The sequence below is a fragment of the Aeromonas sp. FDAARGOS 1419 genome (assembly GCF_019047045.1).
Taxonomy (GTDB): domain Bacteria; phylum Pseudomonadota; class Gammaproteobacteria; order Enterobacterales; family Aeromonadaceae; genus Aeromonas; species Aeromonas veronii.
The window spans coordinates 3,519,824-3,537,276 of record NZ_CP077209.1; the positions used below are offsets into that span (position 1 = coordinate 3,519,824).

Below are 17,453 nucleotides of genomic sequence, written 5' to 3' on the forward strand. Positions count from 1 at the left end.
TGCTCCGAATTCGTTGTGTGGATGCGGGCTGACCCGCATCCCGGTTATGCCGTTACACCAGACCCAGGCCGGTAATGACCAGGTCGATCAGCTTGATGCCGATAAAGGGCACCAGCAGGCCGCCGACACCGTAGATCAGCAGGTTGCGGCGCAGCAGGCTGGCGGCCGACCCCTTCAGGTCGACACCGCGCAGGGCCAGCGGCACCAGCGCTACGATGATCAGGGCGTTGAAGATGATGGCCGACAGGATGGCGCTCTGCGGACTGCCCAGCTGCATCAGGTTCAGTACCCCCAGTTGCGGGTAGGCGGCGATGAACAGGGCCGGCAGGATGGCAAAGTACTTGGCCACGTCGTTGGCGATGGAGAAGGTGGTCAGGGCGCCACGGGTCACCAGCAGCTGTTTGCCGACCAGCACCACGTCCAGCAGCTTGGTGGGGTTGGAGTCGAGATCCACCAGATTGCCCGCCTCCTTGGCGGCCTGGGTACCCTCGTTCATGGCCAGACCCACATCAGCCTGTGCCAGCGCAGGTGCATCGTTGGCACCGTCACCGCACATGGCGACCAGACGGCCATCGGCTTGCTCCTGCCGGATATAGGCCAGTTTCTTCTCCGGCGTCGCTTCGGCGATGAAGTCATCCACCCCGGCTTCGGCAGCGATGGCGGCGGCCGTTTTCGGGTTGTCACCGGTGATCATCACGGTGCGGATCCCCATATGGCGCAGGATCTGGAAGCGGGCCTTGATGCCGGGCTTGATGATGTCCTTTAGGTAGACCACCCCCAGCAGCTGTTCATGGGTACAGACCAGCAGCGGGGTCCCCCCCTGACGAGCGATGTTGTCGACTGACTTGAGCACCAGCTCCGGCACCGCTTTGCGGTCGAGGGAGAGGTAGTTCAGTACCGCATCGACAGCCCCCTTGCGATATTGGTGACCGTTGCGATCCAGCCCGCTCAGACGGGTCTCGGCGCTGAAGGGGATCACCTTGTCATCATCCAGCTGGCTCGGTTTGGTGTGGCTCTTGCCCGCCAGAGTCAGGATTGATTTACCCTCGGGAGTGTTGTCACCCAGCGAGGCCAGCATGGCCGCTTGTGCCAGCAGGGCTGGGTCGATGCCCGGTGCCGGGATCAGTTCGTCAGCCATCCGGTTGCCGAAGGTGATGGTGCCGGTCTTGTCCAGCAGCAGGGTGCGTACGTCACCGGCCGCTTCGACGGCCCGGCCCGATTTGGCAATCACGTTCAGTTTCACCAGTCGATCCATACCGGCAATGCCGATGGCGGAGAGCAGGCCGCCGATGGTGGTCGGGATCAGGGTGATAAAGAGCGCGATCAGGTAGAGGCGCGGGACCTGGGTGCCGTTGTAGTCGAGGAACCAGGGCAGGGTGGCGACCACCAGCAGGAAGATGAGGGTCAGCCCGACCAGCAGGGCATCCAGCGCCATCTCGTTGGGCGTTTTCTGGCGCTTGGCCCCTTCCACCAGTGCAATCATCCGATCCAGCGTGCTTTCGCCCGGATTGTTGCTGACGCGTACCCAGATCTCGTCTGAAACGACGGTGGTATTGCCGGTTACACCGCTGCGATCGGTACCTGACTCGCGGATGACGGGGGCGGATTCGCCGGTGATGGCGGCCTCGTTGACCGAGGCGATACCGGCGATCACCTCGCCGTCGGCCGGGATCATCTCGCCGCTGCGTACCAGCACCAGATCACCCTTCATCAGGCTGGTGGCGGGTACCCATTCGCCCTGACCATCTTTTGCATTAGCTACCCGACGGGCCTTGAGTTGGCTCATGCCAGCCTTGAGGCTGTCGGCCCGTGCCTTGCCGCGACCTTCGGCCAGCGTTTCGGCGAAGTTGGCAAACCAGAGGGTGAGCCAGAGCCAGGCAGTCAGCTGCCAGGCCAGCGAGGGGGCAACGCCGGAGAACGGCTGCCCCAGCAGTGACTCCACCGTCGCCATGACTGCTGCCAGCCAGAGGGTGAACAGAATGGGGCTGCCAAACAGCGCCTTGGGATTGAAGCGGTAGATGGCTTCAACCATGGCCTGCAGGATCTGCGATTGCTGTTTTTTGCCCTTCACCAGCATGGTGTCGGGACTCATTGAAGTGGACTTGCTCATTTAGAAAGCTCCCAGCATCAGATGTTCTGCCACAGGGCCCAGTGCCAGCACCGGCAGGAAGGAGAGGCCGCCAATCAGCAATACGGTGATGATCAGCAGGGTAATGAAGAGCGGGCCGCGGATCGGGAAATCCCCCTCGCTTATCTCCTGACGCGGAGCGCGGGCGAGCTGGCCGGCAATGGCCATGATGGGGATGATGTAGCCGAAGCGACCGAGCAGCATGGCCAGACCGATGGCAACGCACTGCCAGTTGTCACCGGCAGCAAAGCCGGCGAAGGCTGAGCCGTTGTTACCGGCAGCCGAGGCGTAGGCATAGATGAGGCGTGACAGGCCGTGCGGGCCATCGTGACCTATGATAGTGGCCGCATCCGGCATCAGCAGAGTGACACCGCCGATCACCAAAACCCCCACCGGCATCACCAGCATGCTGGCGACGACCCACTTCATCTCGGTGATACCGAGGCGCTTGCCCAGATAGGTCGGGGTACGACCCACCATCAGACCGCACAGGAAGACGGTGAGCAGCACAAACAGCATCATGCCGTAGATGCCGGCACCCACACCGCCGAACACCACTTCACCCAGCAGCATGTTTATCATGGCGACCATGCCGGAGAGAGGAGCGAAGCTGTCGTGCATTGAGTTAACCGAGCCGTTGGAGGCGGCGGTAGTCGCCACTTCCCAGATACTGGAGAGCACCGGGCCGAAGCGGCTCTCTTTGCCCTCCCAGTTGCCCGCTTCGCTGGCAAGATGAGTCAGGCCCGGATCCAGCTTCATCTCCTGAGTGATAGAAACGAAGAGTCCCAGTGCAAGCATGATGGTCATGGCAATGACGATAGCGCGGCTGTGGGCCATGTCCTTCACATAGCGACCCAGGGTAAAGACCATGGCTGCGGCCAGGGTCAGCAGGGCGACCATCTCCAGCCAGTTGGAGAGGGCGGTCGGGTTCTCGAACGGGTGGGCGGAGTTGATGCCGAAGAAGCCACCGCCGTTGGAGCCGAGCTGCTTGATGGCAATTTGCGAAGCTGCCGGGCCGAGCGGCAACAGTTGCTCCTGACCTTCCAGTGTGTGGAACGGCAGATAGGCTGACAGGCTCTGTGGAACCCCTTGCCATACCAGCAGCAGCGCCAGGATCAGCGACATCGGCAGCAGCACGTAGAGGCAAAAACGCACCAGATCCAGCCAGAAGTTGCCAAGGTGGGTTGTCTGCTGGCGGGCGATACCGCGGAACATCGCAACCGCTACGGCAGCACCTGTGGCGGCAGAGACGAAGTTCTGGGTGGTCAGGCCCACCATCTGGCTGAAGTAGGAGAGGCTGGCCTCACCGGAATAGGCTTGCCAGTTGGTGTTGGTCATAAAGCTGACCGCAGTGTTGAAGGCGAGTTGCCAGTTCAGGCCGGGCAACTGCTGCGGGTTGAGGGGCAGCAGACCCTGCGCCATCAGGATCAGGAACAGCAGGCCGAAGCCGGCGCCATTGAAGGCCAGCAGGCTGAGGGTATAGGACTTCCAGTCCTGTTCCCGTCCGTCCGTGCCGCAACATAACAGGGTGGCACGCTCCACGGGGGCCAGCCAGCGGCACTGGCCTTCAAATACCCGGTAGAGATAATTGCCAAGCAGCGGTGCCGGCAGCAGAACCAGCAGCACGAAGGCCACCGGATAGATTATTTCTTGCCACATGTTCTAGTTCCTCACTCGTGGTCACGGTGCGTCAGGGCACGCATTGGATTGCTCACGAGGCTCGGCAGTTTGCTGGCCACCGGGTAGATAATTTCTTGCTGCATATAGGTAGTCCCTCACTCGTGACTGCGCGTGAGTGCGCGCATCAGATAGGCCATCAAGGCGAGGACGAGCAGCAGATATAGCCAATTCATATCGACTCCATTGAGATAATTAGCTGCGAGAGCCGATGTAAGACCATATCGACTCTGTTGGTGTCATTGACGCAGAAAAGGGTATGTAAAACAGGCGTAAAGGCGCCATAAAGCGCCATGTGGCAGGCGTAAAATCGGCGTAAAGAACGACGGATTTGCGAGAGAAATGGCGAGGAGGGATCAAAAAACCCGGCCTGAGCCGGGTTTGTATGAAGGGATTACATGGCTGTAGAAGCTGGCTGCTCTTGACAGGCCAACTTCAAACGTACCTATCGCATTGTCACGAACTCTTCAGCGCTGGTGGGGTGAGGCGTGGGAACGCAGTTGTTGAAGTTGGCCTGATAATGATAGGCCTGCTTCAAACGTGCTTATCGCATTGTCACGAACTCTTCTGCACTGGTCGGATGGATAGCCACGCAGTTGTCGAAGTCCGCCTTGGTGGCTCCCATCTTCATGGCGACGCCGAAACCTTGCAGGATCTCGTCCATCGCAAAGCCGATGCCATGCAGACCGACCACCTTCTCTTCCGGGCCGACGCAGACCAGCTTCATCCGGGTGGGCTGGCGATGCTGGGTCAGCGCAGAGTACATGGCGGTGAACTGGCTGCGGTAGACCTTCACCTGGTCCTCGCCGTATTCGGCGATGGCTTCCGGTTCGGTCAGGCCGATGGTGCCGATGGGCGGGTGGCTGAACACCACGGTCGGCACCAGATCGTAGTTGAGGTGCTCGTTCGGCTTGTGGTTGAACAGCCGCTCGGAGAGGCGACGGCCCGCAGCGACGGCCACCGGGGTGAGCTGGATGCGCCCCGTGTTGTCACCCACCGCATAGATGTTGGCGACGGCGGTGTTCTGGAACTTGTCGGTCGGGATAAAGCCCTTCTCGTCCAGCGCGATGCCTGCGGCAGCCAGATTGAGGTTGTCGGTAGCCGGTACCCGACCGATGGCCCAGATCAGGCAGTCGACGGTAAGGTGGCGACCATCTTCCAGTTGCAGGGTCAGGCTGTTGTCAGCGTTCTTGAGCACGGCTTTGGGAATGGCGTGGGTGTGCAGCTTGGGCCCTTCCTGCGCCATGATTTCGACCAGTGTCTCGTGGATCATGGGGTCGAAGTTGCGCAGCGGCGCGTGCTTGCGCACCACCAGATGGGTCTCGGAGCCGAGCGCCTGCATCACCCCGGCGATCTCGACTGCGATGTAGCCAGCACCCACTACGGCAACCCGCTTCGGTTGTGCCTGCAATTCGAAGAAACCGTCGGAGTCGATACCCAGCTCGGCACCCGGGATAGCCGGAATTTCCGGGCGGCCACCGGTGGCGATCAGAATGTGATCGGCCGTGTAGTGCTCGCCATTAACCTCGATGGTGTTGCTGCTGACGAAGCGGGCGAAGCCCTTGATGACGGTGATCTGGTTCTTGCCCAACACGTTCTGATAGGACTGGTGAATGCGGCCGATGTAGGCCTGGCGGGACTCGACCAGCTTGGCCCAGTTGAAGTGGTTGAGGGTGGTGTCAAAGCCGTAGTCGGCGCCATATTTCAGGGCATCGGCGATCTGGCCTGCATACCACATGGCCTTCTTCGGTACGCAGCCTACGTTGACGCAGGTTCCACCCAACTCTTTGGCTTCAATCAGGGCAACTTTCTTACCGTACATGGCAGCCCGGTTGGCAGAAGCAATACCGCCGCTGCCGCCGCCGATGGCGATATAGTCAAAATGCTGTGCCATTGCGAGGTTCTCCGCTCATTAAGAATGCAATCACAGCATGATGGGGATAAAGCGGCTGGCTCACAAGAGCCAGCGCTCAGTTATGTTGGATCGGCAGGCGAATATGGAACTGGGCGCCCTGGCCCGGTTCGCTGGCACAGCTGATACGGCCTTTCAGCAGTTGCACCACCAGGTTGTAGATGATGTGTGTGCCCAGACCGCTGCCACCCTGACCCCGCTTGGAGGTGACGAAGGGATCGAAGATTCGCGGCAATATTTCGGGCGGGATCCCGCGGCCATTGTCCGAATAGTCGATAAACAGCTCCTCTCCCTGCTGTTCCACCTTGATGGTGATCTTCTTCGGTTTATCCCAGCTGTCGAACCCGTGGTTGATGGAGTTGAGGATCAGGTTCGAGTAGATCTGGGTAAAACTGCCCGGGAAGGAGAAGATCGACAGCTTGGGATCGCACTGGATATCCACTTCGCACTGGCTCTTCTTCAGTTTGTGGCCAAGCGAGACCACTACCTGATGGAGGTTGTCGGCGAGGCTGAAGTTGTAGCGTGCTTCCGATGACTGGTCGACCGCTACCTGTTTGAAGCTGGCGATCAGCTCGGAGGCGCGCCGCAGGTTGCTCTGCAGCAGCTGCATCGATTCGTCGAGGTTGACGGTGAACTCGTTGAGGTAGGTGCGCGACAGCTGCTTGGAGTCGATATGGGACTTGAAGTCGGCGACCCGCTCCTGCAGGTAGGAGGAGGCGGTCACGCTGATGCCGATCGGAGTGTTGATCTCGTGTGCCACCCCGGCCACCAGCGAGCCGAGGGAGGCCATCTTCTCCGACTCCACCAGGGTCTGCTGGGCCTGTTTCAGGTCGTCGTACGCTTTGCCGAGCTGGTTGTTGGCTTCACTCAGGCTGCGGGTACGTTCCACCACCTTGCCTTCCAGCTGTTCGTTGAGCTGGATTATCTCCCGCTCGACCTTTTTCAGCTGGGTGATGTCGTAGCCGAAGCCGATCTGGTACTTGAGGTTGGGACCATCGTAGAAGGGTACGAAGGTCCATTGCAGTACCAGTTCATGAGCCTGCTGGTCATGCATGATGACCTCTTTGTCTGACAGTGAACCTTCCGCCGTCAGAATATCGTTCAGCTCTTCCCGTTGCGCCGGGCTGACAAAGAGATCCAGCCAGTTGTGCTGCAACAATTCTTGCTGGTGGTAGCCGGTCAGCAGGATGGCTGCCGGGTTGATGCTGGCGATGGTCAAATCCGGTTCCATGCAGCAGATGACCATGTTGGCGGAGTTGATCAGGGTGGCGGAGAAGTCCCGCTCCTTTTGCAGTTGTTCGACCGCCTGATGGCGGGCAACCAGCTCGTCACGTAGTCGGGTACGCATCTGGTTGAGGGTGGAGACCAAGGTATCCAGCTCATCGGGTTTCTTGCGTGGCTGCGGGCGGCCTTCCAGCTCCAGCGCCATGTCGAGCCGATCGAGGTTGAACTTCTGGGCGTAGTTGGCGATGCGGTTGATGTGCCTGACCACCAGATAGTAAATGATGATCAGGATGCAAAATGAGACCACCAGGGTCTTGATGGTCTGGCTGACCATGATCAGCACCGATTTTTCGATGAGGCGCTGGTAGATCTGCTCGAGAGAGGCGGCAACGAACAGCTTGCCGACGATTTCACCCTGATAGGTGAGGTTGAATTCGCGGGAGATATCATAGCTTTCCCGCTCGACCCCCTGGGTCAGCAGCGGGACTTCGGAGTTGCCGAGCATCTCCTTGACCATCACGAACTGCATGTTGGGCAGGTTCATGATCCCTTCAATTTGCACTTTGACCTGCTCTTCATCCAGGTTCCACAAGCTGGCGGCGATGGGTTGCAGGAAAGAGGCCTCGATCTGGCCGATGCTGTCTTCGATGACAGCGACATCCTTGCGGTAATCCCACGCGAGTTGCAGCGCCGTAATGATCATCGCCAATACGGTACTGCAGACCAGAATGTAGGAGAGCAGGCGATATGAGAGTCCGTTGCGGCCTACGGCCCTGGCGGTCTTGGAGAAGAGTCCTGACATGGCGTCCTTGCGGTCTGGATGTGGTGTTTTTTAGTTTAACTGCTTCATGCACTTATGTCGTCTTTCCTGCGAAGCATAAAAAAGGCCCCGATACGGGGCCTTTGCATGTCATTGATGATTAATGTCCGCCGTTTGCTTTGTGCGGAATGGTTTCATCGAATACCGGCAAGGGTTTGTGCTCGGAAGCCAGATAGGTGTAGATCACTGGCAGCACGAACAGGGTGAACAGGGTACCGATGGCAAGACCGGCCACGATGACGATACCAATGCTGAAACGCTGTGCCGCACCGGCACCAGCGGCGTAGAGCAGCGGGATCAGACCGGCAATCATGGCGGCGGTGGTCATCAGGATCGGACGCAGACGCACCTTGGCGGCTTGCATCACGGCTTCCATCCGGTTCATGCCGCGTAGCAACTGCTCTTCCTTTGCTACTTCACAGATCAGGATACCGTGCTTGGTAATCAGACCCACCAGGGTGATGAGGCCCACCTGGGAGTAGATGTTCATGGTCGCCATCCCCCATGCCAGGGCAATCAAGGCCCCGCTAATGGCGAGTGGTACAGAGACCATGATTACCAGCGGGTCACGCACCGACTCGAACTGGATTGCCAGCACCAGGAAGATGATGGCCAGTGCCAGCGCGAAGGTGGCATAGAGCGCATTGCCTTCGGTGACAAACTGACGGGCTTCACCCATGAAGTCGTAACGATAGCCTTGCGGCAGCTTCTCGTCAGCGGTGGTCTGGAACCAGTTGATCGCATCACCCATGGCCACGCCCGGAGCCGGAACGGCGCCTATGGTGGCGGAGTTCAACTGGTTGAAGTGGGGCAGGGCGCGGGGCTCGCCAACCACTTCAATGCTGATCAGGCTGCCGAGCGGGATCGACTTGCCGTCTGCGGCCCGCACGTAGTAGCCCTTGATGGACTCCGGATTGAGGCGGTACTTGCGCTCGACCTGCGGGATCACCTCGTAGGAGCGGCCATCCAGGTCGATACGGTTGACGTAACCGTCCGCCATCATGGTGCCCATGGTGATACCGATATCCTGCATGGTGATGCCGTAGGCACCCGCCTTGTCCTTGTCGATGCGGATCTTCATGGTGGCGGAGTCGTAGTTCAGATCGAGATCCGAATAGACGAACTGACCGTTACTCTGCGCCGCTGCCAGAATTTCCCCGGCCACCAGGAACAGGCTTTCGAAGCTGTTCGGGGTGGTGATGACGAACTGGATCGGCAGACCACTCGATGCACCCGGCAGTTCCGGGAACTGGAAGGTGGTGATGGCCATACCCGGGATGTCTTTCACCAGATTGGCGACCCGGTCCAGCACCTCTTTCTGGCTCGCTTCACGTTGGCTCCAAGGCACCATGGAGGCGATACCGAACGCCTGGTTGGCGTTGAACACCCCTGAGAAGACCTGGGAGAAGGCGATCTCGGGCTGCTCGTCCAGGATCTTGTTCACATCCGCCATGGTGTTTTCGATGTAGTCCAGGTTGGCGTTGGACGGTGCGGTACCCAGCACGGCCATGACCCCCTTGTCCTCTGACGGTGCCAGTTCGCTCGGGATGAACTTGAACAGCAGCGGCAGGCTGGCGAAGACGATGACGGCGAACACTACGATGACGGGGCGCTTTTTCATCACGGCGTGCAGCATGCTGTCGTAGCGATCGGTCATCCGCTCCAGCAGGTGATGGACTGTGCTCTCGAACTTGCCTGGCTGCTCGTTGGCCTTGAGCATCTTGGAACACATCATCGGTGACAGAGTCAGGGCGATGATGCCCGAGACGAACACTGCGCCAGCCAGGGTCAGGGCAAACTCCTTGAACAGGGAGCCGGTGATACCCCCCATCAGGGCGATAGGCGCGTATACCGCCGCCAGGGTAACCGTCATGGCGATAACCGGTACCGCGATCTCGCGGGTACCGATAATGGCGGCCCGGAACGGTTCTTCCCCCTCCTTGATATGGCGGTCGACGTTCTCCAGCACCACGATGGCGTCATCCACTACCAGACCGATCGCCAGCACCATCGCCAGCAGGGTCATCAGGTTTATCGAGAAGCCGAACATATCCATCATCATCACTACGCCGATAAGACTGAGCGGAATGGTGATGATCGGGATGATGACCGCGCGGAACGAACCGAGGAACAGGGTGATGACCACCAGAACGATGGCGGCTGCCTCCAGGATGGTCTTGATAACCTCGTGGATGGACTCGTTGATCGCCACTGTTGAGTCATACATCACGTTGAGACGCATGGTGCTCGGCATATTGCGCTCAAGGCTAGGCAGCAACGCCAGTACATCGTGGGCGATGTTGATGGGGTTGGCTGTCGGCGCGGCGTTGACCGCCATGACCACGGCTTCGCGGCCGTTGGCGCTGGCGCGATAGATGTCGTGGCTCTTCTCAAGGGTCACCTTGGCAATGTCGGAAAGGCGGATCACCTTGCCGTCACGGGTAGCAACGACCAGACGCTTCAGTTCGTCGACATCCTTGACCTGGGTCTCGGCGTTGCCGTTGAACAGGGTAAAGTAACCGGTCGCCTGACCTGTCGCGGACTGATAGTTGTTGCTGTTGAGCACCGTCATCACGTCACTGGCAGTCAGGTTGAAGGCCGCCATCTTGGCCGGATCCAGCCATACCCGCAGGGCAAACTCGACACCGCCGTAGAGGTCAACCTTGGAGACCCCGCCCACGGTAAAGAGCTGCGGCTTGATAACCCGCTCCAGATAGTCGGTGATCTGGCTGGAGTTGAGCTCCGGGCTGGTAAAGCCGAGGTAGAGCACCGCTGTGGTTGAACCGGTGGAGGAGGTGACCGACGGGTCTTCCGCCTCTTTCGGCAACTGGGAGCGCACCGAGTTCACCTTCGCCAGGATGTCGGACAGCGCGGCGTTGGGGTCGGTGTTGAGCTTCATGTACGCAGTGATGGTGGAGCTGCCCAGCTGGCTGGAGGAGGTCATGAAGTCGATGTTGTCGGCTTGCGCGACCGCCTGTTCCAGCGGCTGGGTGATAAATCCCTGGATCAGATCAGAGCTGGCGCCATAGTAGCCAGTGCTGACGGTGATCACCGTGTTGGTCACCTCGGGGTATTCCCGTACCTGCATCTTGAAGATGGCCTGAAAGCCCAGCAAGGCGATCAGGAAGCTGAGCGAGATCGCCAGCACAGGCCGTTTTATAAATATGTCAGTAAATCGCATCGCAGATCTCCGCGCTTACAGCATCGGGGTTTGTGCCGGAACGGCCAGGGCGTCGTTCTCGACCACATGCACCTTGGTGTCGTTGCTCAGGCGAACCTGACCCGACAGTACGATCTGGTCACCGGCCTGGATGCCGGAGAGCACATGCACATCGTTGCCACGGCGCTCACCGGCCTTGACCACAACCTGCTTGGCTCGCAGCACTTTCACCTTGTTACCCTCTTTGTCGGTCTCTTCGCCCTCTTTGAGCACGTAGACGTTCTGACCGTAAAGGGTGAAGGAGATAGCGCTCTGCGGGATCACGATCTGATCTTTCACCGTCGGCAGAATGATGCTGGCGCGGGCGAACATACCGGAACGGAGCTGACCGTCGTTGTTCGGAATGTCTGCCTGTACCTGGATCAGGCCGCTCTGAAAGTTGACCGCAGGCTCGATAGCGGTGATATGACCATCAAACTGGGTTTGCGGATAGGCATCCACATTGATCTTGATGGTCTGGCCCAGCTTGATTTTGGAGATATCGGTCTGGGGCACGGTGAAGCGCAGGCGCATCACGCTGGTATCCTCCAGGCGCACGATATCGGTGCCCGGTTGCAGATACTGACCGAGGAACACATTGCGCAGGCCGACCACGCCGCTAAAGGGCGCACGCACTTCACGACGGGCAATGGTCGCCTTCAGACTCTCGATATCCGCTTCCAGCGAGCGATAGGCCGCTTCAGCTTCATCCAGCTGCTCTTTGGAGATGGAGCTGGTCTTGTAGAGGTTCTGGAAACGATCGAACTTGGCTTTTGCCGCCGGCAGCTTGGCCTGGGAGGCGCGCAGATTGGCCCGCTCCACGGTAGAGTCCAGACTCAGCAGCAGCTGGTCAGCCTTGACCGGTTTGCCTGACTCGAAGGTGATGGCATCAATGGTGCCGGCCAGTTCGGTGGAGAGGGTCACCCCCTGATTCGGCTCGATGAAGCCGATCGCTTCGATGGTCGGTACCCAATCCTGCGCCTTGGTCACCATGGCAGTGACGGGGAACTCGGGTTCCGGCCGGTTGGCCATGTATTGGGCAATCATCTTCTGCTTGAACAAATTGAAGCCGATGACGCTGCCAAACAAGGCGATCGCTATCAGCAACATAATGGCCATCCACTTTTTCATGAACAGGCTCCTGAGGTGGAAAGATTGGGGGATAAAATGGCATTCCAGCTGGCCCGGATCGCGGTTTCCAACTGCGATTCGGTCAGCGTGATGTTGTGCACCCTGCACTGCAGGGCCAGATGCATGACACTGTCCAGACTCAACACCTGGAGTGCCCGTATCGGTAAATCAATAAACAATCCTTGTTCAACGCCCTGTTCAAAAAATCGGTCCAGAGGCTCCCAGGCAGCCAGAATGACAGGATTGGTCTCCAATTCTGCCCCTAGCGGAGAGCTCTCGTACTGCAATTTGCACCGGATAGCGTTGGGTTCGTTAACAAAAATGGCATGAATATTGAGCCATAATTGGCGAAATTGTTGAAATGAAACTTTATCGATTGCTACATCGGCCATGACCATGGGCACACACTGCAAGATAGTGTGCTGGTGCAGTTGCCGGATCAGATCATCCTTGTCGCCGAAGTAGCGATAGATGGTGCCGGTGGCAACATTGGCTTTCTTGGCGACTTCCGCAATCGACAGACCATGAAAACCCCGTTCACCCAGCACCTCATGGGCCGCGTTGAAGATGCTCTCTTTTTTATCCAGAATCATCAGTGTGACTTTCGAGTGAATGAACGTTCATTCATTCTAGATGGGCATCAAATCAAGTCAAGGCAGCAAGGCGATTTGCGACTGCGATCTGCCCCTTTTCGGCTGGCAGCAGGGGAATAATGGAAGAAAAGTGCGCAATGTGCTTGAAAAAACAACGAACAGTGCTTCGGTGACAGAAAAGTGTAGACAAACCAGCAACCATCATTAATAATGCGCCCCGTTCGACAGCGTAGCGCCCGTAGCTCAGCTGGATAGAGCGCTGCCCTCCGGAGGCAGAGGTCACAGGTTCGAATCCTGTCGGGCGCACCATAAAAAGTGCGTCGGTTAAACGGGCGTTGTTGTGGAACGAAAACAGCTGTGGTGGCTGTAGCTCAGTTGGTAGAGTCCCGGATTGTGATTCCGGTTGTCGTGGGTTCGAGCCCCATCAGCCACCCCATTTTACAGCTTGTCAGGTACGCGAAGGTGGCGGAATTGGTAGACGCGCTAGCTTCAGGTGTTAGTGCCCCCCGGGTGTGAGGGTTCGAGTCCCTCTCTTCGCACCATACTTGCTGTATGACGAGGATGGCCATAAGGTCGTCTTTGTTTTTTTGAAGTAAACTATTTTGAAAGAAATAGCCTCGGTGATTAGCGCAGTCCGGTAGCGCATCTGGTTTGGGACCAGAGGGTCAAAGGTTCGAATCCTTTATCACCGACCACATTTAGAAAAACCTCGCTTCGGCGGGGTTTTTGCTTTCTGGCCTCCGCTGGGCCAGTACTCTCTCCCTGTTACGTCTGTTTACACTCTATTTGGGCTGCGCGCCCCGCCTTTCGGTTATGCTTCAGCCTCGAGTCACTGACAACCGGATGTCATCGGCCCATTTCAGGCATTTTTCCATGAATAACAAAATTTCCTTTGCTTGCTCTCCTGCCCTGCTGGCTGCCTTGCTGCTGGGTGGCTGTACCATCAAGCCGCCATCCACCGATGTGATGATGGGCTCCATTGCATCACAACCGCAGGAGGAGCGTTCTCTCTCCCCCTTGCTGACCAGCGGTGATTTTTGCGTTGCGGTGTCCCAACAGAAGGTGTTGACACAACCTTGCAGCGGAAAAGACGATCAACTGTTCGAGTGGGATCTGGGTGAGTTGCGCCTGCAGGATCTCTGTTTGCAAGCCAAAAACGACAGCGAAGTGATGCTGGCACCCTGTGACGGTCAGGCGCAGTGGGAGTGGCAGAAAGACAAGCTGTTCAACAGCAAGGTCTCCCGCTGCCTCGATGTGGCAGGGCGACGCCATACCCCCGGCACGCCGCTGCGGCTGGCTGAATGCTACGGCGGGGCGAACCAGAGCTTCAGCTGGCAGCGGCCCAATCCCTGGCTGGAGACCCTGAAAAAACAAAGCCTCACATGGTGAGGCTTTGCTGAATCGGATGTCGGGATGAAGAGGATCAGGCGGCGCTGACGCTCTCCAGCTCGAACAGTTTCTCCAGATAGACGGCAACGCCATCTTCGTCAGAGGTGAGGGTCTGCTCATACTCCGGCAGTGCCATTTTCAGGCGATCATGGGCGTTGCCCATCACGATGCCGCGTCCCACCATGGTCAACATCTCGAAGTCGTTCATGCCATCGCCGAAGGCGATCGCCTCCGACATGTCGAACCCGTTCTGCTCCAGCACGGCTCGCACAGCATTGCCCTTATGCACCCCGGCGTGCATCACTTCGAGGCAGTCCGGCAATGAGAAGGTGACGTTGAGCTGGTCGCCGTAGCGCTGGTTGAGGTGCGCCTCGATCTTCAGCAGCTTCTCGTGGTCACCGATGTAGAACACCTTGTTGATCTGCTCTTTCGGTTCCTGTTTCAGGTCATCGACCAGACGGTAGGTGAACCCTGACTCGTCGTGGAACTGCAGCAGCCAGGGCAGCTCCTCTTCCACCACCCAGTCATCACCCTGATAGACATTGAGGTGGATAGAGGGGTCGCGCTCCAGCGCAATCAGCTCGGCGGCAATCTCAGTCGGCAGCGGCTGGTTGAAAATCAGCTGATCCTGTTTGTCATGGACCACGGCGCCATTGGAAGTAATGAGGTAGATGTCCATCCCCAGCGCATCGCGGAAGCTGCGTACGTCAACGTGATGACGGCCGGTGGCGACCACGAATTTCACACCTTGTTCTACCAGGCGGTGCAGGGTATCCCGGGTACGGGGAGAGATCTGGTGCTGCTTGTTGAGCAGAGTGCCATCGAGATCGGATACAACTACCTTGAACATCATTACCTCGGCATCGATTGAAAACAGGGGCAGTTTACCTTAGCCCGCATTGTCACCCCATTTATTTAGGGTTACAAAAAATAGCCGGCTCAGAAGCGGGCGAAAAAGTCGACCATCGCGGTCAGGGCGGGTTGGCGCTTGTCATCGGATTCGATAAACAGCTCGTGCCAGGCACCCTCGATGCGCAGTGGTTTGCCCCCTTCGCACTTGGCAATGGTGCAGAAGCGATCCTGTGCGGCATTGTCCACCACGCTGTCGCTGCCAGCTTGCAGCACCAGCAGCGGGGTTTTGATGGCGCCCGCATCGGCGATGGCGGCATCGGCACCAGTGATCCCCTGATAAATCCAGTGGGCGGTCGCGCCACCCAGCTTGATCTGCGGGTGCTGTTCGTAGAGTTGGCGGAAGGCTTGATAGCGGGGCTGGCTGTGAGTCAGCTCGTTATCGGCAAAGCCGTGATCCTGATAGGCTCCCTGACCGGGGCCGTAGGGAGGCTCACCAATCCAACCGCCGACCGTGCCTATGGTGCTCGCCAATCCCTTGGCCAGCCACTTGGGCAGACCGCCGAGATTGATGCCCAGCATGGGGGAGGAGAGCACGGCCGCCTTGATATCATCGGGCCAGCGTTCCAGATAGCGGGCCGAGATGGCGCCGCCCATGGAGTGGGCCAGCAGGAACAGCTTTGCAGGCTGGTCCGCCATGATTATCTGGTCGTGAAACTGCTTGAGATCGACCACATAATCGTCGAACTGGTCGACATATCCCTTCTGCGGGTCATCCAGCATCCGGTCGGACATCCCTTGACCACGATGGTCGATGAGATAGAGGCTGTAGCCCTGACGCCAGAGATCCCACGCCAGCTCCTGATACTTGAGGTAGCTTTCGACCCGGCCATTGACGATGAGGATGGCGCGATCAACCTTCTCCTGCCGCAGCGCGGCATAGCGGATGGTCACCCCGTCCTTGCCCTTGAACTCTCCTTCAACCGCATGCTGGCGCCAGAAGTCGGGTAGGGTTTGCTGGTAGAGGCTGGGTACATCGGCTTCGCTGGTGAGCTGATAGGTATTGGTCACGGCAAGGGCTCCGGCAGAAAACAGGGTCAGGGCCAACAGGGAAAGAGAGAGGGGGTTCATCAGGCACACTCCTGTTGCCAATGGTGATAAAGGGCGGCGATATCCCCCGAGCAGAGTAGCGCCATGCTGGCTTGCAAGCGGGGCAAGGGCCAGTCCCACCACTGCATCTCTTGCAGCATGAGGATCTGCTCATCGCTGAAGCGACGGCGGATCGGTTGGGCCGGGTTGCCGCCGACTATGGTGTAAGGGGCCACATCTTTGGTCACCACGGCGCGGGTGGCGATGACGGCGCCATCACCTATGGTGATGCCGGGCATGATCATCGCTTCCGAGCCGATCCAGACGTCATTGCCAATCCGGGTGTCTCCCTTGCGCTGAAAGCCGCTGCGGGCCCCTTCGCCAAAGGTGTCGGGGTTGAACGGGAAGGTGGAGACCCAATCCAGCCGGTGGCCCTGATTGCCTGCCAGCATGAAGGTGGCGCCCGAGCCGATGGAGCAGAATTTGCCAATGATCAGCCGATCCACCTCGCCCCAGAGGCCGCTCTCCCAGGTGTCGCGGGTCGAGCCATCGCCGAGCAGGTAACGGACGCAGTGATCCTCGAACGGCTTGCCGTGGTAGTAGCCGGAGTAGTAGCTGTAGTCGCCGGCCTCTATATTCGGGTTGGTCAGGTGATCCCGAATGATTTGCGATTCCAGCCAGCTGCCAAAAGGGTTCTCCATCACTCCTCCTGCGGATCGTCCTGCTCGCTTTGCTGCGCCCACCCTTTGCGGGTCAGCTGCATCCGTTGCCACCACTCTTCGTCCGCCAGAATTTCACCGGCCGGGCCGAGCTGGGGGTAGGGCATCTCTTTCTCTTTACAGAGCTGGGCATAGACAGGATAACCCCCCTCGAACAGGATGCTGTTCTGCTCTTCCAGCGTGAGCGGGCAGCCGCGTTGATAGCAACCGGCCAGTTCGCGCTGGCGCTGCGCCTCGTAGAGGATAGCGGCTGCGGCGACCGAGACGTTGAGGGACTGCACCATGCCCACCATGGGAATGACGATATGGTGATCGGCCAGTGCCAGCGCCTCTTCACCGATGCCGTGCTTCTCCTGACCCACCAGAATGGCGGTCGGTTTGGTGTAGTCGATAGCGCGAAAATCGACCGAGCTGTCTGAGAGGTGAGTCGCCAGGATCTGCATGCCGGAGGCTTTCAGCTCGGCAACGGCTGTGCCGATATCCGGGTGCAGTTTTACATCCACCCAGTTCTGGCTGCCGCGGGCGGTGCCCTTGCGCTTGTGGATCCAGGTTTTGGGCCAGACGGCGTGTACCCGGTGGATGCCGATGGCATCGGCGGTACGCACGATGGCGGCCAGATTGTGAGGTTTGTGTACCTCTTCCATACAGACGGTCAAATCGAGCTGACGCTGGGCCAGCATATCGGTGATGCGCTTGAAGCGTTCGGGGGTCATGGCTTGTCTC

The 17,453-nt window shown here is 58.8% G+C and carries 12 protein-coding genes and 4 tRNA genes; 5 read left to right on the forward strand and 11 right to left on the reverse strand.

What is annotated here, in order from left to right; translation table 11 throughout:
* Window positions 1-52: 52 nt before the first annotated feature.
* From kdpB to I6L49_RS16005, 7 genes are all read right to left on the reverse strand, one after another.
* Window positions 53-2,110 carry a potassium-transporting ATPase subunit KdpB gene (kdpB, locus tag I6L49_RS15975; RefSeq protein ID WP_203974136.1) on the reverse strand — a complete coding sequence of 686 codons (2,058 nt, stop codon included), beginning with the start codon at window positions 2,108-2,110 and terminating at the stop codon, window positions 53-55.
* Window positions 2,111-3,787 carry a potassium-transporting ATPase subunit KdpA gene (gene kdpA, locus I6L49_RS15980; RefSeq protein ID WP_216949914.1) on the reverse strand — a complete coding sequence of 559 codons (1,677 nt, stop codon included), beginning with the start codon at window positions 3,785-3,787 and terminating at the stop codon, window positions 2,111-2,113.
* Between the two features lie 562 nt (window positions 3,788-4,349).
* Window positions 4,350-5,699: a glutathione-disulfide reductase gene (gene gorA / locus I6L49_RS15985; RefSeq protein ID WP_216949915.1), complete on the reverse strand. Its 1,350-nt coding sequence runs from the start codon at window positions 5,697-5,699 to the stop codon at window positions 4,350-4,352.
* A 76-nt stretch (window positions 5,700-5,775) separates the two neighbouring features.
* On the reverse strand, window positions 5,776-7,743 hold the full coding sequence (locus I6L49_RS15990; RefSeq protein WP_042054368.1) for an ATP-binding protein: 1,968 nt from the start codon (window positions 7,741-7,743) through the stop codon (window positions 5,776-5,778).
* Between the two features lie 118 nt (window positions 7,744-7,861).
* Window positions 7,862-10,942 (reverse strand): multidrug efflux RND transporter permease subunit, encoded by a 3,081-nt coding sequence (locus I6L49_RS15995; RefSeq protein ID WP_216949916.1) that lies wholly within the window; start codon window positions 10,940-10,942, stop codon window positions 7,862-7,864.
* A gap of 15 nt (window positions 10,943-10,957) precedes the next feature.
* On the reverse strand, window positions 10,958-12,091 hold the full coding sequence (locus I6L49_RS16000; protein WP_005339268.1) for an efflux RND transporter periplasmic adaptor subunit: 1,134 nt from the start codon (window positions 12,089-12,091) through the stop codon (window positions 10,958-10,960).
* Complete coding sequence (locus I6L49_RS16005) at window positions 12,088-12,684, reverse strand: TetR/AcrR family transcriptional regulator (RefSeq protein WP_005339267.1); 597 nt, start codon at window positions 12,682-12,684, stop codon at window positions 12,088-12,090. The genes I6L49_RS16000 and I6L49_RS16005 overlap by 4 nt, the downstream gene beginning before the upstream one ends.
* A gap of 232 nt (window positions 12,685-12,916) precedes the next feature.
* Between I6L49_RS16005 and I6L49_RS16010 the strand changes: the two genes are divergently transcribed.
* The 5 genes from I6L49_RS16010 (at window position 12,917) to I6L49_RS16030 (ending at window position 14,073) form a co-directional block, all read left to right on the forward strand.
* Window positions 12,917-12,993: transfer RNA gene (locus I6L49_RS16010), tRNA-Arg, on the forward strand.
* Window positions 12,994-13,044: 51 nt separating this feature from the next.
* Window positions 13,045-13,120: transfer RNA gene (locus I6L49_RS16015), tRNA-His, on the forward strand.
* 20 nt (window positions 13,121-13,140) lie between these two features.
* A tRNA-Leu gene (locus tag I6L49_RS16020) sits at window positions 13,141-13,226 on the forward strand.
* A 76-nt stretch (window positions 13,227-13,302) separates the two neighbouring features.
* Window positions 13,303-13,379: transfer RNA gene (locus tag I6L49_RS16025), tRNA-Pro, on the forward strand.
* 178 nt (window positions 13,380-13,557) lie between these two features.
* Entirely contained in the window at window positions 13,558-14,073 is a 516-nt protein-coding gene (locus I6L49_RS16030; protein WP_216949917.1) for a ricin-type beta-trefoil lectin domain protein, read from the forward strand.
* Between the two features lie 34 nt (window positions 14,074-14,107).
* Here I6L49_RS16030 and I6L49_RS16035 read toward each other — a convergent pair whose 3' ends face one another.
* From I6L49_RS16035 to trmH, 4 genes are all read right to left on the reverse strand, one after another.
* Window positions 14,108-14,923: a Cof-type HAD-IIB family hydrolase gene (locus I6L49_RS16035; RefSeq protein ID WP_005339262.1), complete on the reverse strand. Its 816-nt coding sequence runs from the start codon at window positions 14,921-14,923 to the stop codon at window positions 14,108-14,110.
* An 89-nt stretch (window positions 14,924-15,012) separates the two neighbouring features.
* Window positions 15,013-16,053, reverse strand: a complete 1,041-nt coding sequence (locus I6L49_RS16040) for an alpha/beta fold hydrolase (RefSeq protein ID WP_216949918.1) — start codon at window positions 16,051-16,053, stop codon at window positions 15,013-15,015.
* A complete protein-coding gene (locus I6L49_RS16045) occupies window positions 16,053-16,712 on the reverse strand; it encodes a CatB-related O-acetyltransferase (RefSeq protein WP_203119670.1) in 660 nt (219 codons plus the stop codon). Before I6L49_RS16045 ends, I6L49_RS16040 begins: the two co-directional genes overlap by 1 nt.
* Window positions 16,712-17,443, reverse strand: coding sequence for a tRNA (guanosine(18)-2'-O)-methyltransferase TrmH (trmH, locus tag I6L49_RS16050; protein ID WP_201996016.1), 732 nt, complete (start codon window positions 17,441-17,443; stop codon window positions 16,712-16,714). The genes I6L49_RS16045 and trmH overlap by 1 nt, the downstream gene beginning before the upstream one ends.
* Window positions 17,444-17,453: the final 10 nt, after the last annotated feature.